Source organism: Pseudomonas sp. 3MA1 (assembly GCF_029237275.1).
Lineage (GTDB): Bacteria > Pseudomonadota > Gammaproteobacteria > Pseudomonadales > Pseudomonadaceae > Aquipseudomonas > Aquipseudomonas fluorescens_AP.
In genome coordinates, this window is record NZ_JAACFX010000004.1 from 315,680 (window position 1) to 331,443 (window position 15,764).

The 15,764-nt window shown below is 63.7% G+C and carries 12 protein-coding genes and 1 pseudogene; 2 read left to right on the forward strand and 11 right to left on the reverse strand.

The genetic code is table 11. The features are described 5' to 3' along the window. Nucleotides 1-268 precede the first annotated feature (268 nt). The 8 genes and pseudogenes from GWQ44_RS13970 to pilM form a co-directional block, all read right to left on the reverse strand. Nucleotides 269-1,852 carry an AAA family ATPase gene (locus GWQ44_RS13970; RefSeq protein WP_016966154.1) on the reverse strand — a complete coding sequence of 528 codons (1,584 nt, stop codon included), beginning with the start codon at nucleotides 1,850-1,852 and terminating at the stop codon, nucleotides 269-271. A gap of 10 nt (nucleotides 1,853-1,862) precedes the next feature. Next, entirely contained in the window at nucleotides 1,863-2,963 is a 1,101-nt protein-coding gene (gene aroB / locus GWQ44_RS13975; RefSeq protein ID WP_275927581.1) for a 3-dehydroquinate synthase, read from the reverse strand. A 146-nt stretch (nucleotides 2,964-3,109) separates the two neighbouring features. Continuing rightward, nucleotides 3,110-3,628, reverse strand: coding sequence for a shikimate kinase AroK (gene aroK / locus GWQ44_RS13980; RefSeq protein WP_016966152.1), 519 nt, complete (start codon nucleotides 3,626-3,628; stop codon nucleotides 3,110-3,112). 4 nt (nucleotides 3,629-3,632) lie between these two features. Then, a pseudogene (locus GWQ44_RS13985) lies at nucleotides 3,633-4,889 on the reverse strand (type IV pilus secretin PilQ family protein); the annotation flags it as partial. A 191-nt stretch (nucleotides 4,890-5,080) separates the two neighbouring features. After that, nucleotides 5,081-5,608, reverse strand: a complete 528-nt coding sequence (locus tag GWQ44_RS13990) for a pilus assembly protein PilP (RefSeq protein ID WP_179598569.1) — start codon at nucleotides 5,606-5,608, stop codon at nucleotides 5,081-5,083. Continuing rightward, nucleotides 5,605-6,228: a type 4a pilus biogenesis protein PilO gene (locus tag GWQ44_RS13995; RefSeq protein WP_275927582.1), complete on the reverse strand. Its 624-nt coding sequence runs from the start codon at nucleotides 6,226-6,228 to the stop codon at nucleotides 5,605-5,607. The genes GWQ44_RS13990 and GWQ44_RS13995 overlap by 4 nt, the downstream gene beginning before the upstream one ends. Continuing rightward, nucleotides 6,225-6,791 carry a PilN domain-containing protein gene (locus GWQ44_RS14000; protein WP_275927583.1) on the reverse strand — a complete coding sequence of 189 codons (567 nt, stop codon included), beginning with the start codon at nucleotides 6,789-6,791 and terminating at the stop codon, nucleotides 6,225-6,227. The genes GWQ44_RS13995 and GWQ44_RS14000 overlap by 4 nt, the downstream gene beginning before the upstream one ends. Then, nucleotides 6,791-7,852, reverse strand: coding sequence for a type IV pilus assembly protein PilM (pilM, locus tag GWQ44_RS14005; protein ID WP_275927584.1), 1,062 nt, complete (start codon nucleotides 7,850-7,852; stop codon nucleotides 6,791-6,793). Before pilM ends, GWQ44_RS14000 begins: the two co-directional genes overlap by 1 nt. A 214-nt stretch (nucleotides 7,853-8,066) precedes the next feature. On the opposite strand from pilM, the gene GWQ44_RS14010 reads away from it, so the two are divergent. After that, nucleotides 8,067-10,502 (forward strand): penicillin-binding protein 1A, encoded by a 2,436-nt coding sequence (locus tag GWQ44_RS14010; RefSeq protein ID WP_103742456.1) that lies wholly within the window; start codon nucleotides 8,067-8,069, stop codon nucleotides 10,500-10,502. Between the two features lie 137 nt (nucleotides 10,503-10,639). On the opposite strand, the gene GWQ44_RS14015 is transcribed toward GWQ44_RS14010, so the two are convergent. The 3 genes from GWQ44_RS14015 to rpmE all read right to left on the reverse strand — a co-directional run bounded on the left by GWQ44_RS14015 (nucleotide 10,640) and on the right by rpmE (nucleotide 13,138). Further along, complete coding sequence (locus GWQ44_RS14015; protein ID WP_016962750.1) at nucleotides 10,640-11,908, reverse strand: malic enzyme-like NAD(P)-binding protein; 1,269 nt, start codon at nucleotides 11,906-11,908, stop codon at nucleotides 10,640-10,642. 187 nt (nucleotides 11,909-12,095) lie between these two features. Beyond that, nucleotides 12,096-12,875 carry a thermonuclease family protein gene (locus GWQ44_RS14020; RefSeq protein WP_275927585.1) on the reverse strand — a complete coding sequence of 260 codons (780 nt, stop codon included), beginning with the start codon at nucleotides 12,873-12,875 and terminating at the stop codon, nucleotides 12,096-12,098. 41 nt (nucleotides 12,876-12,916) lie between these two features. Then, nucleotides 12,917-13,138, reverse strand: a complete 222-nt coding sequence (rpmE, locus tag GWQ44_RS14025) for a 50S ribosomal protein L31 (RefSeq protein WP_016962748.1) — start codon at nucleotides 13,136-13,138, stop codon at nucleotides 12,917-12,919. A gap of 298 nt (nucleotides 13,139-13,436) precedes the next feature. On the opposite strand from rpmE, the gene GWQ44_RS14030 reads away from it, so the two are divergent. Further along, nucleotides 13,437-15,656 (forward strand): primosomal protein N', encoded by a 2,220-nt coding sequence (locus tag GWQ44_RS14030; protein ID WP_275927586.1) that lies wholly within the window; start codon nucleotides 13,437-13,439, stop codon nucleotides 15,654-15,656. The last annotated feature ends 108 nt before the right edge of the window (nucleotides 15,657-15,764 follow it).

Below are 15,764 nucleotides of genomic sequence, written 5' to 3' on the forward strand. Positions count from 1 at the left end.
GCCGACTTTGCGGGGGCAAAAGGGAGGTCATTGTACACACCGACACAAAGGCCCACAAATTAAGCGACGATTCGTCGCAAATTTATGTCGCATTTATGAACGTTTTAAAGCGATATGCTGTGCTAGTCAAAAAGTTTTGCTTTTGACTGCCGCGACTCAAAAACTACTGTGACGCAGACACCACAAGGCACGCGGCCTGTAAGGCAGCATGCCGATGCGGAAATTTGAGGTTGCCGGGAGAGGCGGCCTGGGTAAGGCCGCCGAATCTTCAGCGAGTTGTTGCCAGTTCTTGTTGAACGCTAGCGACAGTGCGAGGCCAAGGTTTACCAGCCTGAACCTTCGCTGGCAAGGATTTGATGGCGCTGACCGCGGCGTCGCGGCTTGCGAAGTTGCCGTAGGTAATCACATACAGCGGCTTGCCGTTGAGGACTTTCTTGAAGTAGCGGTACTCGCCGCCTTGTTCCTTGACGAAATTCTGCGCGGTGGCTTCCGAGCTGGTACCGAGGATCTGCACCACGTAGTTGCCTGGCGCTTGACCGGCGTACCAGCTGCCACCGGCGGCCTTGGCCACGGTGGCCGGCTTCTCCGCTGGCTTGGCGGCTGGAGCAGGCTTGGCGGCAACCGGTTTCTCCACCGGCTTGGGCGCTGGTGTCGGCTTGGCGGTGGCGACCTGGGTCGGCGCCGGGGTTGGCCGCGCAGCCGGAGTCGGTGCCGGACCGGCCACGGCGCCAGCAGGTGGCGCGGTGGTGGTCACGGTGGGCGGAACCGCGCTGGAACCCTCCACCGGAACCCCGTCATCCCCCTCGGTAATGCCGCCCGCGGCTTCCGCCAGAGGACCACGCATCACTGGCTGCGACTGGCCGACCAACGGCAGAGGCATCGGCTGGGATGAGCCGGCGAACTCCACGGATGGACTGCCATTGGCATTTGGCGTCGGCGTCTGCCCCAGAGGCAACTGCGCCTGCTCATTGGTCGGCGTACCGCTGGTCGGTGCCTTGCTGCGCCCCGGCATCAGCCAGGCGGCAGCCAAGGCCACCACTACCACAGCGGAAATGGCCAATACGTGTTTCTTCGGCATGTTGAACCCCATACTTGGACGCTTGACCGCAGAGCGGCTGGCGATCATGGCTTCGATCATTGCATCCCTGGCGACCTGGTTGATGTTGCCCGGCCAGCCATCGGAGCTTTCGTGAATATCACTGATCTGATCTGCGGAGAAAAGTTCGATGCCCTGACCCGCGCCTTCAAGGCGCTGGGCCAGATATTCACGGGTTTCTTCTTCGGTATAGGGCTGCAGCTCGATGACGTGGAAGCGTTCTTCCTCGGTGCTCAACTGATCCAGGGTCGCGATCAGCGACGACTCGCCGAACAGGAAGACATGAGGGCGGCCTTCCGGAGCCCCCGCCGCCAGGGCCAACAGCGCCTCGAGCGCCGACTCGTCGAGCTGCTCGGCGTCATCCACCAGCAGATAGACTTCCTGGCCGGTCAGGGCCAGTTGCACCACCTGGGCCAGAATCGCGCCGATCTCGGCCTGGGCCACATTCAGCGCCTGGGCCACCTGGCGCAATACGCCGGCGGCATCGCCGGCACCACGGGCGGAAACCACCACGCTCTGGACCGACTGCTTGTTGGTGCTGGCGACCAGCGCCTGGCGCAGCAGGGTCTTGCCGCTGCCCTGGGGGCCGGTAACCACCAGCAGCAGCTGGCTATAGCGAGCCAGGTGATGCAACTGCCCCAACACTGGCTTGCGTTGGGCAGGAAAGAATTTGAAGCCAGGAACCCGGGGAGCGAAAGGATCATGGCTCAACTGGTAATGGCCGAGGAAAGCCTCGTCGGCGTGCAAACTAGTCATCGGGATTTTATTAACCTTTAAGCTGAGCCAGGGCGCGGTAATCCGCTCCCAGCGTGGCCTGTAAAACCTCTTTCGGATAATCGTCGGTCACTACGGCTTCGCCCATGCGGCGCAACAGCACCAGACGCAAACGACCGTCGATCACTTTCTTGTCAATTGCCATGTGTTCGAGAAAATCCGCTTCGGTCATCTCTTCAGGCGGGATGACCGGCAGGCCCGCGCGCTGGAACAGGCGAATACCGCGGTCACGCTCCTGGTGGCTGATCCAGCCCAGGCGCGCGGACATTTCCAGGGCCATGACGGTGCCCGCAGCAACCGCCTCGCCATGCAGCCAGACACCGTAGCCCATATGGGTTTCGATGGCGTGGCCGAAGGTGTGGCCCAGGTTGAGGGTGGCGCGCACCCCCGATTCACGTTCGTCGGCACCCACCACGGCGGCCTTGGCCGCACAGGAGCGTTCGATGGCGTAAGTCAGTGCCTGCTGGTCCAGGGCCCGCAGGCGGTCGACGTTCTCTTCCAGCCAGGTCAGGAAGGGTTCGTCACAGATCAGGCCGTACTTGATCACCTCCGCCAGGCCCGCCGACAGTTCTCGGCTGGGCAGGGTATTGAGGCTGGAGGTGTCGATCAGCACCACGTTGGGCTGATAGAAGGCGCCGACCATGTTCTTGCCCAGCGGGTGGTTGATACCGGTCTTGCCGCCCACCGAAGAGTCCACCTGGGACAGCAGGGTGGTCGGGATCTGGATGAAGTCCACACCGCGCTGATAGCAGGCGGCGGCAAAGCCGGCCATGTCACCGATCACCCCGCCACCCAGAGCGATGATGGTCGTGCGCCGATCATGGCGCGCGGTCAGCAGGCCATCGAAGATCAACTGCAGGGTTTCCCAGTTCTTGTGCGCCTCGCCATCGGGCAGGACCACCGAGATCACCGAGTATTGCCCCAGGCTGCGGGTCAGGCGCTCAAGGTACAGCGGCGCGACCGTCTCATTGGAAATGATCGCCACTTGCCGCCCGGCGATATGTGGCACCAGCAGCTCGGGCTGGTCCAACAGTCCTTCACCAATGTGAATCGGGTAGCTGCGCTCGCCTAGATCGACCTTAAGTGTCTGCATGTGTCCCCACAGTGAAGATGGAAGCAGGCGTTGTGCCTTGTATTGACGATGGGCCTCGTCAGGTCTTCTGACGCTGCCCGATAGCTCTGCGCCACACCCTGGCGGTCATGGCGCGCCGCCGAGAATAGCGCATTTCGCTCGGCGCATTAACGGGGCGGCAACTGCTGCAGGCGCTCCAGGATGTCCAGCACCACCATTCGTGGGGGCCGCTCATCGGTTTCCACCACCAGATCGGCGATTTCCCGATAAAGCGGATCGCGGACTTCCAGCAGATCGCGCAGGGTCTTGGCCGGATCGGCGGTGCGCAGCAAGGGACGATTGCGGTCCCGGGCAGTCCGGCCGACCTGTTGCTCCACCGAGGCGTGCAGGTACACCACTCGTCCGCCGGCATGCAGCGCCCGACGATTGGCTTCGCGCATGACCGCACCACCACCGGTGGCCAGGACCACGCCGTCGGTGCCGCAGAGTTCGGCGATCATTGCCTGCTCGCGATCGCGAAAGCCCGGCTCGCCTTCCTTATCGAAGATCCACGGGATGTTCGCGCCTGTGCGCAGTTCAATTTCCTTATCGGAATCTTTGAATGGCAGGCGCAGCTCTTTGGCCAGTAAGCGGCCTATGGTGCTTTTTCCAGCTCCCATCGGCCCAACAAGAATCAAATTTCGCACAGAATCAACGACTCACAGCAATCGCCTGGTTGTTCATGATACGCGGAGTGAGAAATACCAGCAGCTCGGATTTTTTCTCCGACACCACGTCACGCCGGAAAAGGCGGCCAAGATACGGCACATCGCCAAGAAATGGCACTTTATCTACAACCTTGCTCTGGGTATTGGAAAAAACCCCGCCAATGACAATGGTTTCGCCGTCACGGACCAGGACCTTGGCATTGACCTCGTTCTTCTTGATCGGCGGCACATCCTGGACCTTGTTCAGGTAGTCCGGCTCGTCCTTGGTGACCTTGACCTCCATGATGATGCGGTTGTCGGGGGTGATCTGCGGCGTCACCTCAAGGGACAGCGAGGCCTCCCGGAACGACACGGACGTGGCGCCACTGGAACTGGCTTCCTGATAGGGAATCTCGGTGCCCTTGAGGATCCTCGCGGTCTCCTTGTCGGAGGTGACCACCCTGGGCTGGGAGACGATCTCGCCATTGCCGGTCTTCTCCATGGCGCTCAGCTCCAGATCCAGCAGCACGTTGTCGGTGATGTAGGCGATGCCGATGCCCGAGGTATTGGCCACAGCCCCGAGGTCGACGAACGGCGCGCTGCTACTGCCCGGCACCTCGACGGCCGATGAGCCGCCACCCTGCACCCCGGAGGCGTGCCAGTTGCCCCTGTTGGGCAGCGAACCGCCCCAGCGCACTCCCAGGCTCTTGTTGTAATCGAGGTTGGCCTCGACGATCCGTGCCTCGATCATCACCTGACGCACCGCAACGTCCAGCTGGCCAACGATGCGCCGCAGCTCGTCGAGGCGCTCCTGGGTCTGGTAGGCAATGATGTTGTTGGTGCGCTCGTCCACGGTGATCGAGCCCCGTTCGCCGGCCCGCTCCTCGGCGCCGGTCACCGAATGGAACAGCTTGGCGATGTCCGCAGCCTTGGCGTAGTTGACCTGCAGCAGCTCCCGGCGCAGCGGCGCCAGGTCCTGCAACTGCCTCTGCGACTCCAGCTCCTGGCGTTCCCGGGCGGCCATTTCATCCGCCGGGGCCACCAGCAAGACATCACCCACCTGGCGCTTGTCCAGACCCTTGGTCTTGAGCACCAGATCCAGGGCCTGATCCCAGGGCACGCTCTGCAGGCGCAGGGTAATGCTGCCTTGCACCGTGTCGCTGGCCACCAGGTTGAGGCCCGTGAAGTCGGCGATCAGTTGCAGCACCGAACGCACTTCGATGTCCTGAAAGTTCAACGAAAGCCTGGCACCCCCATAAGCAGGCCCGGCCACAGCACCGCCAACCGAGTGTGGCGGGGTTGCGTCCCCTGCCTGAAGCGCCGCGGAGACCCGAGCCGCCTTAGCCACCGCAGTGGTCGTGAGCTCGGCGGCGCCGACCAGCGGTGCCAGCAGCGCCATCCCTAGCGCCACACCGATGGCTGAAACAGTCCTGTTCATTGTGCAGATTCCACCTAAGAGTGTTTTTTCAGCAGCAGCGTCCGTGGTCGCTCCTGCCAGCCACCCGCGCCATCGCCAACAATTTCCACCACTTCCACCCGGGACTCGCTGATCGCCACGATCCGACCTTCGCTTCGCCCCAGGTAATCGCCAACCTGCAAAGGGTGGACACCCTCGGCGCTGCGCAACAGAGCCAAGCTTGCTCTGGCGCTGGACAAGGTTCCGACCATCTGCAACTGCTCGATATCAAAGCCCTCCAGGTACTGCCGGGCTCGCTGCGGATCGGGGCGGACCGCGCGCTCGCCCCGCCGACGCGCGACTGGTTCGACGCTCTGCGGAGGCTGGAACGGGCTGCGCAACCCGCTGGCGTCATAGGTGAACGCGGGGTAGGAGCGGACAACCGGCAGCGGTTCAATCGGCTCCGGCGCTTGCCGGCGCATCTGGTTCATATAAGCCTGCGCTCCAGCGAAATCTGCGGTCCCCTCACACCCGCACAAGCCAAGAACCAAGCCAGCACACATCAGCCAGCGCCAGGCCTTCATGATCGCGGTTCCGGGCGGTCGTACCTGTAGGTTCGCGCCTCGATGCTCAAGCGCAGTCGCGCAGGATCACCCGACTCCAGGGGCCTGAGCTGAAAGTCATGCAAGGTGACGATTCGTGGCAGGCCGGCGACGCCGCTGACGAAGGTCGCCAGATCGTGATAGCCCCCAGTCACCGTGATCTGAATCGGCAGCTCGACATAAAACGGCCGCGGTACTTCCGGTTGCAGCTTGATCGCCTCGAACACCAGGCCGCTGCCCAAGCCCAGGCGACTGATGTCTTCAAGCAACCCCGGGACCTCGCTATCGCTGGGCAACTGACGCAGCAACTGCTCGAAGCTGTTGCGCAGGGACGCGAGTTGCTCCCGATAAAGCTCGAGATTGGCCACTTGCCGGGCCTTGATAGCGAACTGCTGCCTGAGGCGGGTTTCTTCGTGACGCACCTGCTGCAGTTGCCGCAGATGAGGGCTCAGGTACAGGCCGTAGCCCGTTGCCAGGACCACCAGCAGAAGCAAGGTCGCCGCCAGCGTCTTCAGCGGCGTCGGCCAGGAGCCGAGGCTGCTCAGCTCCAGCTCTCGCAGATCGGTGCCACGCAACTGTGCCAGCCAACCGCCCGGATTCATCGCTTCGCCTCCTCAGGCAGTGACGGCAGCAACCCGACACTGAGCCGAAACCGGTTGCTCGGCTGCGGTTGCGCCTCGCTGGCCTTTTTCACTTCGGCCAGGCTGGGAGCGGCAAAAACTGCGGTCGCTTGCAGATTGCGCAGCAAGTCGGAAATCCGGCCATTGGCCTGAGCCACCCCACTGATACTCAAGTTCTGCCCCTGCAGATCGGCTTCGGTGAAATGCAGGCCATCGGGCACGCTGCGGGCCAGCTCCTGGAAAATCCGCACCCGGGTCGGGCGGTTGCCTTGCAGGTCCTCGATAACCCTCATGCGCTCAAGCAATTGCTGGCGCTGAACCTTGATCTGGCGAACATCGGCGATCTGTTGATCCAGGCCCGCGTTCGCTTGCTCCAGGTACTGGTTGCGGGCCTGCTGGCGGGCACTCATCCGCTCGATGCCGGCAGCGGCCAGCAGCACCAGCGCCAGCCCCAGCAGCATGATGGCCGCCAATACCTGCAGAAAGCGTCGGTGTTGCTGCGCCCGCGCGGTTTCCCGCCAGGGAAGAAAGTTGATCCGGGCCATCAGTCGAATCCCCTCAGGGCCAGCCCGCAAGCCAGCAACAGCTCCGGCGCCTGCTCGGCGAGTGCCTGGGCATCGACCCGAGGCCCGACGCTCATGCCGACGAACGGATTGGCAAGGGTCGTGGCTATTCCCAGTTGCTGTTCGATCCGCCGCTCCAGCCCGGCAAGGCGACTGCCCTCGCCAGCCAGTAGCAGCAACTGCACCGGTTGCCGCTGTGGCGACTCGGCGAACAGTTGCAAGGCACGCAGGACGTTCTGCAGCACGTCCTGCTCAAAGGGCCGCAGCGCCTGCTCGATACAGGCAGGCGACAACGCTCCCTGGCGCTCGGCTCGCAGCGCCTGATCCAGGGTCAACGAGAAACGCTGCTCAAGGACCTGGGCCAGCTGTCGGCTACCGAACAGCTGCTCGCGGCGGTAAATGATTCGCTGGTCGCGCATGACACTGAAACCGCTCACGCCCGAGCCGATGTCCAACAACGCCACCGCAGACTGCGCGGCCACCGGGCTCTGCGCCGTCAACAGCGCCAGGCAACGCTCCAGGGCCAGGGGCGCGCTCTCCACCACCTGCGGCGTCAGACCGGCCCGGGCCAGCAGCACCTCCAGGGCCTCGACCGTCTCGTGACGACAGGCCACCAGCAACACCTGGACCCGCCGGGGATTGCCCGGCACCCTGCCCTGCACCTCAAAATCGGTGGCCACCTCGTCCAGGGGATAGGGAATGTATTGGCCCGCTTCCAGACTGAGCTGGCACTCCAGCTCGGCTTCATCCAGCTCCGCCGGCATCTCGATCAGTTTGCTGATCACCGCTTCACCGGGGACCGCCACCGCGGCCGCCTTGAGCCGACTGCCGCTGGCGCGCCAGGCCCGGGACAAGGCCATGGCCTGCGCCTCGGGATCGACCCCACCCGACTCGAGAAATGAGTCGGGGGCCAGGTCTTGCCGGGCATACGCCTCGACCCGATAGCCCCGACCCTCCCGACTCAAGGCCAGGAGTCTGACCGACGTGGCGCCGATATCGATCCCCAATAGGGAACCCGGCTTTCTGCTGAAGACTCCAAGCACATCAATTCCCTTTGACTATCCGTGACTTACGAACCCCAGGAGCAGCACCGCGTTCAATCGCCACACCTTGACAGACGGGCAAATGACGCTCTCGGCGGAAAATGCTTATAATGCCCAGCGTTTTTTTCCGCTTTTCCTGCTGCGTGGGTCGGTCCCTGATTACCTTGAATGCCCTGACGCCTAATTCATTCCTTTCTCTGGAAATCCAAAAGCCTTGATTCGTCTGCTGAAGTTTTTCGGGTGGTCCATCGTCGCTGTGTTCTGCGGGCTGCTTCTCGCCCTCTCCGGTGCGTTTCTCTATCTTAGTCCCGGCCTTCCATCGGTTGAGGCCCTGAGAAGCATCCAGTTGCAGATTCCTCTGCGGGTGTACAGCAGCGACGGCAAGTTGATCGCAGAATTTGGCGAAATGCGCCGTACCCCCATACGTTTCGCCGAAATTCCGCCCAACTTCATCAATGCGTTACTAAGTGCTGAAGACGACAACTTCGCTAACCATTACGGAGTTGACCCCAGCAGCCTGATGCGCGCCGCGACCCAATTGGTCAAGAGCGGACACATCCAGTCCGGCGGCAGCACCATCACCATGCAGGTGGCGAAGAACTTCTTCCTCAGCAGCGAGCGCAGCTTCTCGCGCAAGACCACCGAGATTCTCCTGGCCCTGCAGATCGAGCGGCAGCTGACCAAGGACGAGATCCTCGAGCTGTACGTCAACAAGATCTACCTGGGCAACCGCGCCTACGGGATCGAGGCGGCAGCCCAGGTGTACTACGGCAAGTCCATTCGTGACGTGAGCCTGGCGCAGATGGCGATGATCGCCGGCCTGCCCAAGGCCCCTTCGCGCTTCAACCCGCTGGCCAACCCGGCGCGCAGCAAGGAGCGCCGCGACTGGATCCTCGGCCGCATGTACAAGCTGGGCAAGATCACCGAAGCGGCCTACACCGAAGCCATCAACGAGCCGCTGAACGCCAGCTACCACGTGCCGACACCGGAAGTGAACGCGCCCTACATCGCCGAAATGGCCCGCGCCGAGATGGTCGGCCGCTATGGCAGCGACGCTTACACCGAAGGTTTCCGCGTCACCACCACGGTGCCTAGCGACCTGCAGGAAATGGCCAATACCGCGGTCCAGGAAGGCTTGATGACCTACGACCAGCGCCATGGCTACCGCGGGCCGGAGTCGCGCCTGCCCGGCAAGACCCATGCTGCCTGGGCCACAGAGCTGACCAAGCAGCGGACCATCAGCAGCCTGGAACCGGCGATCGTCACCCAGGTCGAGAAGAACGGTATCCAGGTGCTGACCCGCAACGGCGAGGAACATGTGGCCTGGGAAAGCATGAAATGGGCCCGGCCGTTCCTCAACACCAACAGCATGGGCGCCGCGCCTCGCCAGCCGGCGGACGTGGCCCAGGTCGGCGACCTGATACGCGTGCAGCGCCAGGCGGACAATTCCCTGAAGTTCAGCCAGGTCCCGGTCGCCCAGGGCGCCCTGGTGACCCTGGACCCGCAAAACGGTGCGATCCGCGCCCTGGTCGGTGGTTTTGCCTTCGAACAGAGCAACTACAACCGCGCGATGCAAGCCAAGCGCCAGCCCGGCTCGAGCTTCAAGCCGTTCGTCTATAGCGCGGCCCTGGACAATGGCTACACCGCGGCCAGCCTGGTCAACGATGCACCGATCGTGTTCGTCGACGAATACCTGGACAAGGTCTGGCGGCCGAAGAACGACACCAACACCTTCCTCGGCCCGATTCGCATGCGCGAGGCGCTGTACAAGTCGCGCAACCTGGTGTCGATCCGCCTGCTGCAGAGCATGGGCGTGGACCACACCATCGACTACATCAGCAAGTTCGGCTTCAACAAGCAGGACCTGCCGCGCAACCTGTCCCTGGCCCTGGGCACCGCGACCCTGACCCCCATGGAGATCGCCACCGGCTGGAGCACCTTTGCCAACGGCGGCTACAAGATCACCCCGTACATCATCGACAAGATCGAAAGCCGCAACGGCGAGTTGCTGTTCAGCGCCAATCCGCCCAGCGTCCCCACCGGGAACACCGCCAGCAGCGGCATCGCGGCGCCAGAGCACAGCTTCACGGTCAACACCGTGGCCGGCGAAAACCCGGTCCAGGCGCCGGTACAGACGCCTGCCGTCGCCGAACGGATCATCGACGGACGCACCACCTACATCCTCAACAGCATGCTCGAGGACGTGATCAAGCTGGGCACTGGCCGCCGAGCCCTGGCCCTGGGCCGTTCGGACCTGGCCGGCAAGACCGGTACCACCAACGAATCCAAGGACGCCTGGTTCTCCGGCTACAACGCAGACTATGTGACCACCGTCTGGACCGGTTTCGACCAGCCGGAAAGCCTCGGACGTCGCGAATACGGTGGCACCGTGGCCCTGCCGATCTGGATGAATTTCATGGGCGCCGCCCTCAAGGGCAAGCCGCCGCACACCCAGGCCGAACCGGAAGGCATCCTCAGCCTGCGGGTCGATCCGGTCAGCGGCCGCGCCGCCGCCCCGGGCACACCGAATGCCTACTTCGAGCTGTTCAAGAGCGAAGACACGCCACCCTCGGTCAATGAGCTGGGCAATGGCGTCGCCCCGGGCAGCCCGCTGCCGGCGGACGAAGCGGCGCCGATCGACCTCTTCTAAGAGCAGCGGCAAGCTGCAAGTGATCGGCGGCAAGCAAGAGCGCACCCCGCTCTTGCAGCTGGAAACTTGCAGCTAGCCGCCGATTGCCCGCCCATAAAAAAACCCGGCTCGATGGCCGGGTTTTTTATGGGCGGCTGTTAGCCGTTGAACACGTCATCCACGCTTTTGAGCGGGTAGTTCTTCGGATACGGCAGGGTTGCAACGCCAGTCTCGATGGCGGCCTTGGCCACGGCATCGGAGATCACGGTGATCAGGCGGGCATCCATTGGCTTCGGAATGATGTACTCACGGCCGAATTCCAGCTTGATGCCGCCATAGGCGTCGCACACTTCCTGCGGCACTGGCAGCTTGGCCAGCTCACGCAGGGCGTTGGCCGCAGCGATCTTCATTTCTTCGTTGATGCGCTTGGCGCGAACGTCCAGGGCACCACGGAAGATGAACGGGAAGCCCAGCACGTTGTTCACCTGGTTCGGGTAGTCCGAACGACCGGTGGCCATGATCACGTCGTTACGGGTGGCGTGGGCCAGCTCGGGAGCGATTTCCGGATCCGGGTTCGAGCAGGCGAACACGATCGGGTTCGGCGCCATGGACTTCAGGCCTTCGGCGCTCAGCAGGTTCGGACCGGACAGGCCGACGAACACGTCGGCGCCTTGCAGGGCGTCGGCCAAAGTGCGCTTGTCGGTGGTGTGGGCGAACACCGCCTTGTACTGGTTCAGGTCGTCACGGCCAGCGTGGATAACGCCGGTACGGTCAACCATGAAGATGTTCTCGATCTGCGCGCCCATGCTCACCAGCAGTTTCATGCAGGAGATGGCGGCCGCACCGGCGCCCAGGCAGACGATCTTGGCGTCGGACAGGGTTTTGCCAGCGATTTCCAGGGCGTTGATCATGCCGGCGGCGGTCACGATCGCGGTACCGTGCTGGTCATCGTGGAACACCGGAATGTCGCACTGCTCGATCAGAGCGCGTTCGATCTCAAAGCACTCGGGGGCCTTGATGTCTTCCAGGTTGATGCCACCGAAGGTGATGGAGATGCGCTTGACGGTGTCGATGAAAGCCTGCGGACTCTCGGAGTCGACTTCGATGTCGAATACATCGATGCCGGCGAAACGCTTGAACAGCACGCCCTTGCCTTCCATCACCGGCTTGGAGGCCAGTGGGCCGAGGTTACCCAGGCCGAGAATCGCGGTGCCATCGGAAATGACGGCAACCAGGTTGCCTTTGCCGGTGTACTTGTAGGCCAGTTCCGGATCGCGAGCGATTTCGCGTACCGGCTCGGCTACGCCGGGGCTGTAGGCCAGGGCCAGATCACGAGCGGTAGCAGTGGCCTTGGTGAGCTCGACACTCAGCTTTCCTGGACGAGGATTGGCATGATATTCGAGAGCGGCAGTTTTCAAATCAGACATGTGGGCATTCCGCTTTTTACTGTTGGACAGACGGACCGCCGAGGATACGCGTGTCGCATAGTCCCTACAAGACTGCCCAGTCACCCCTGTCAAGGCCCGTAGCGTACGACTTTGGGCCAAGAGCCACGGGGTACAAGGCTTTCAACTGTTCACAATCCATTTAAAAAATGTCTACAATTTTTCTTTATCAGAGAAGTCTGACCATGGAAACGTCGCTCAGCGACAACATCCAGTCCGCCCCGCCCGACCTGAAACCAGCCGAACGCGATCGTGCCACCACCCAGCCCCGGGCCTCGATCCGCCGCCCGGACAGCCCCTTGAGCCACCGACGCTCGAAACGCCCCAGCACATTGGGTGCAATACGCAATACAACTGCACCACGCAATGTGATCCAAACCCCGCCACGATTGCGTTCGACCTTGCTCACACGCCCCTCGAGCAGGACAAAGCCCGAACGGCGGATCTGCTGCGCTTTCAGTACAGCTGGTCGCCGCCAAAGCCCCAGCCCCGCTCGGCGCGCATGGTTTTCCGCAGCCTGCTGACACGCGACCAGGGCGACGTTCGGCACGATGGCGATCTGATAGGCAAGCCCTTCGGCAATCAGCCGGGCTTCGAGATTGGTCCCGCTGCCGTCATAGACATGGGCCAGCATCCGACCATGACGGTCGCGCCGCTCACGCCCGGGCAACAAGCCGACCCGCCCACCGCTCTGCGCCACCAGGCGCTGCAAACGTTGCCGCGCCGCCAGCGCGAACGGCTCGGCCGGACGCCCCCGGCTGGCCAGTTCCGGCGCATTGAGGCCGATCATCCGTACACTGCGACCATCCTTGAGGCGCAGGGTATCGCCATCCACCACCCGCTGGACCGTTGCAGGAATCAGCCCCTCGGGCGCCGGGCAAAACGCCTGGGCGGTGGTCAGCCAAATCGCGCCCACAAAAAAGGCGCCCACTAGGGACGCCTTTTTCATCAGCGAGGAAAGTCGGTATCGGCTTTCCAGAACGATCAGCCTCAGGCCTTTTTCGTTGCGCCGAAAGCACCGAAGCGCGACTTGAACTTGTCGACACGACCGCCAACGTCCAGAGTCTTTTGCTTACCGGTGTAGAACGGGTGGCACTCGTTGCACACGTCCAGGCTCAGAGGCTTGGCCAGGGTGGAGCGAGTTTCGATGACGTTACCGCAGCTGCAGGTAGCGGTAACGGCTTCGTATACTGGATGGATATCGGCTTTCATGGTGTATTCCTCAGGCTAGCGTGCCGCCACCCAACACTATTGTTGAATACCGCACGAATTAGGGCGCGGATTCTACCAGACCGCATCAAACGCGCAAGAGATCCTGAGTACCCCCCATCAGAAAAAGCCAGCACAACCTTGACAGCCCAGGCTTTGCCAAGCACTGAACGGCGGCGCCTGCCCGGCCGCGAGAAAACCTTCGCAGAGCAGGAGGCACGCACGCTTATGCAGGACACCCCACGGCTCGTCTGTTAGGCTCCGGAGCCTATTCACCGTCCGCTCATCGAGATTGTCCCGCGTGCCCGACGCCATTCTGCGCCTCGCCCTGCCTTCGCCTCTGCGCCGCCTCTTCGACTACCGTGCCCCGGCCGGTGTGCTGCGCGCCCAGCTGCATCCGGGGATGCGCCTGCGAGTGCCCTTCGGCCGCCGGGAAATGATCGGCATCCTGGTGGAGGTGGCGGATCACAGCGAGGTTCCGGCAGAAAAGCTCAAGCCGGCCCTGGCCTTGCTGGACCCCATGCCACCGCTGCCCCCGGCCCTGTTCAAGCTGTGCCTGTGGACCGCCCAGTACTATCAGCACAGCCTCGGCGACACCCTGAGCTGGGCCTTGCCGGTGCTGCTGCGCCAGGGCGAGCTGGCCGAGGCCCGCCAGGAACGCTTCTGGTCGATAGCTCCCGGCGCCCGCCTTGATGACCCGCGCATCGCCCGCGCCCCGCGCCAGCGCGAGGCGCTGGCCACCCTGGCCCAACACCCCCATGGCGTGCCCCACGCGCTGCTGAGCAAGCTGATGTTGAGCAAGGACAGCCTGGACCTGTTGCTGGCCAAGGACCTGGTGCAAGTGGAAGTACGCAAGCACGCGCCGGGCGTGCGCCATGAACACTGGCTGGCCCAGCCCGAACTGCCGCTCAACAGCGAGCAGCGCGCCGCCTACGAAGCGATCCGCGCCGGGTTCGACAGCTACCACGCCTTTCTTCTGGCCGGGGTCACCGGCAGCGGCAAGACCGAGGTCTACCTGCAGTTGATCCGCGAAACCCTGGAAGCCGGCAAACAGGCCCTGGTGCTGATCCCGGAGATCAACCTGGGCCCGCAAACCCTGGCGCGCTTCGAGCAGCGTTTCAACGCCCGCATCGCCCTGCTGCACTCGGCGGTCAACGACCGCGAACGCCTGGACGCCTGGCTCGCCGCCCGGGATGGCGAGGCCGACATCATCATCGGCACCCGCTCGGCCTTGTTCACGCCGATGAAGAACCCCGGGCTGATCATCATCGACGAGGAGCACGACGGCTCCTATAAACAGCAGGAAGGCCTGCGCTACCACGCCCGCGACCTGGCCCTGGTGCGCGCCCGCCAGGAAAACATCCCCATCGTCCTCGGCTCGGCCACGCCGTCCCTGGAGAGCCTGCACAACGCCTATACCGGCCGCTACGGCCTGCTGCGCCTCAACGAACGGGCCGGCGGCGCCAAGCAACCACGCTTCCTGCGCCTGGATGTGAAGAGCCGTCCCCTGGACAGCGGCATTTCCGGTCCCATGCAGCAAGCCATCGGCCAGACCCTGGCCGCCGGGCAGCAAGTGCTGGTGTTCCTCAACCGGCGCGGTTTCGCCCCGACCCTGCTGTGCCACGACTGCGGCTGGATGTCCGAATGCCAGCGCTGCGACGCCCGGATGACCGTGCACCAGCGCTCCGGCGAGCTGCGCTGCCACCACTGCGGCCATGTCGAGCGGGTGCCCCGGCACTGCCCGCAATGCGGCAAGGTCGACCTGCGTCCCGTGGGCGCCGGCACCGAGCGCGCGGAAGAACGCCTGGGCATTCTGTTTCCCGACTACCCGGTATTGCGGGTGGACCGCGACAGCACCTCGCGCAAGGACGCGATGAACCAGCTGTTCGCCACCATCCAGAAAGGACATCCGTGCATCCTCGTGGGCACCCAGATGCTGGCCAAGGGTCACCACTTCCCCCGGGTCACCCTGGTGTCGATCCTCGACGCCGACGGTGGCCTGTTCTCCGGGGACTTCCGCGCCAGCGAGCGCATGGCGCAACTGATCGTCCAGGTCGCCGGGCGCGCCGGGCGTGCCGAAGAGCCCGGCAAGGTGATCATCCAGACTCACCTCGCCGACCACCCGCTACTGGTGCAACTAACCGAACAGGGCTACTTCGCCTTTGCCGAACAGGCCCTGAGCGAGCGCCGCGCCGCTGGCCTGCCGCCCTTTGCCCACCTGGCCCTGCTGCGGGCCGAGGCGCACAAACCGGGGCAGGCCGAAGGTTTTCTCGATGAGGCCTGCAGCGAGGCCGAGCGCCTGCTGGCGGAACTGAATCTGGGGGGCATCGAGCTGCTGGGGCCAGTTCCGGCGCCGATGGAGCGGCGCGCCGGGCGTTATCGCGCGCAGCTGCTGCTGCAAGCCAATGCCCGGGCACCGCTGCATCGGCTGCTGAGCAGCTGGCTGCTGGTGCTGGAGCAGATGCCCAGCGGACGCCAGGTCCGCTGGTCGCTGGATGTGGACCCGGTGGATTTGTATTGACCGATATCGCGTTTTCGCGGGCCAGCCCGCTCCTACAATGGGCAGCATCAGACCCGTAGGTGCGGGCCGGCCCGCGAACAGGACCGAATAGCCGCCACCGATCCCCCT

Coding starts and splice junctions, on each gene's coding strand:
- GWQ44_RS13970 (WP_016966154.1), bottom strand. CDS start 1,852: ATGACTAGTTTGCACGCCGACGAGGCTTTCCTCGGCCATTACCAGTTG.
- aroB (WP_275927581.1), bottom strand. CDS start 2,963: ATGCAGACACTTAAGGTCGATCTAGGCGAGCGCAGCTACCCGATTCAC.
- GWQ44_RS13990 (WP_179598569.1), bottom strand. CDS start 5,608: ATGAAGGCCTGGCGCTGGCTGATGTGTGCTGGCTTGGTTCTTGGCTTG.
- GWQ44_RS13995 (WP_275927582.1), bottom strand. CDS start 6,228: ATGAATCCGGGCGGTTGGCTGGCACAGTTGCGTGGCACCGATCTGCGA.
- GWQ44_RS14000 (WP_275927583.1), bottom strand. CDS start 6,791: ATGGCCCGGATCAACTTTCTTCCCTGGCGGGAAACCGCGCGGGCGCAG.
- GWQ44_RS14015 (WP_016962750.1), bottom strand. CDS start 11,908: ATGTCTGATTTGAAAACTGCCGCTCTCGAATATCATGCCAATCCTCGT.
- GWQ44_RS14020 (WP_275927585.1), bottom strand. CDS start 12,875: ATGAAAAAGGCGTCCCTAGTGGGCGCCTTTTTTGTGGGCGCGATTTGG.
- rpmE (WP_016962748.1), bottom strand. CDS start 13,138: ATGAAAGCCGATATCCATCCAGTATACGAAGCCGTTACCGCTACCTGC.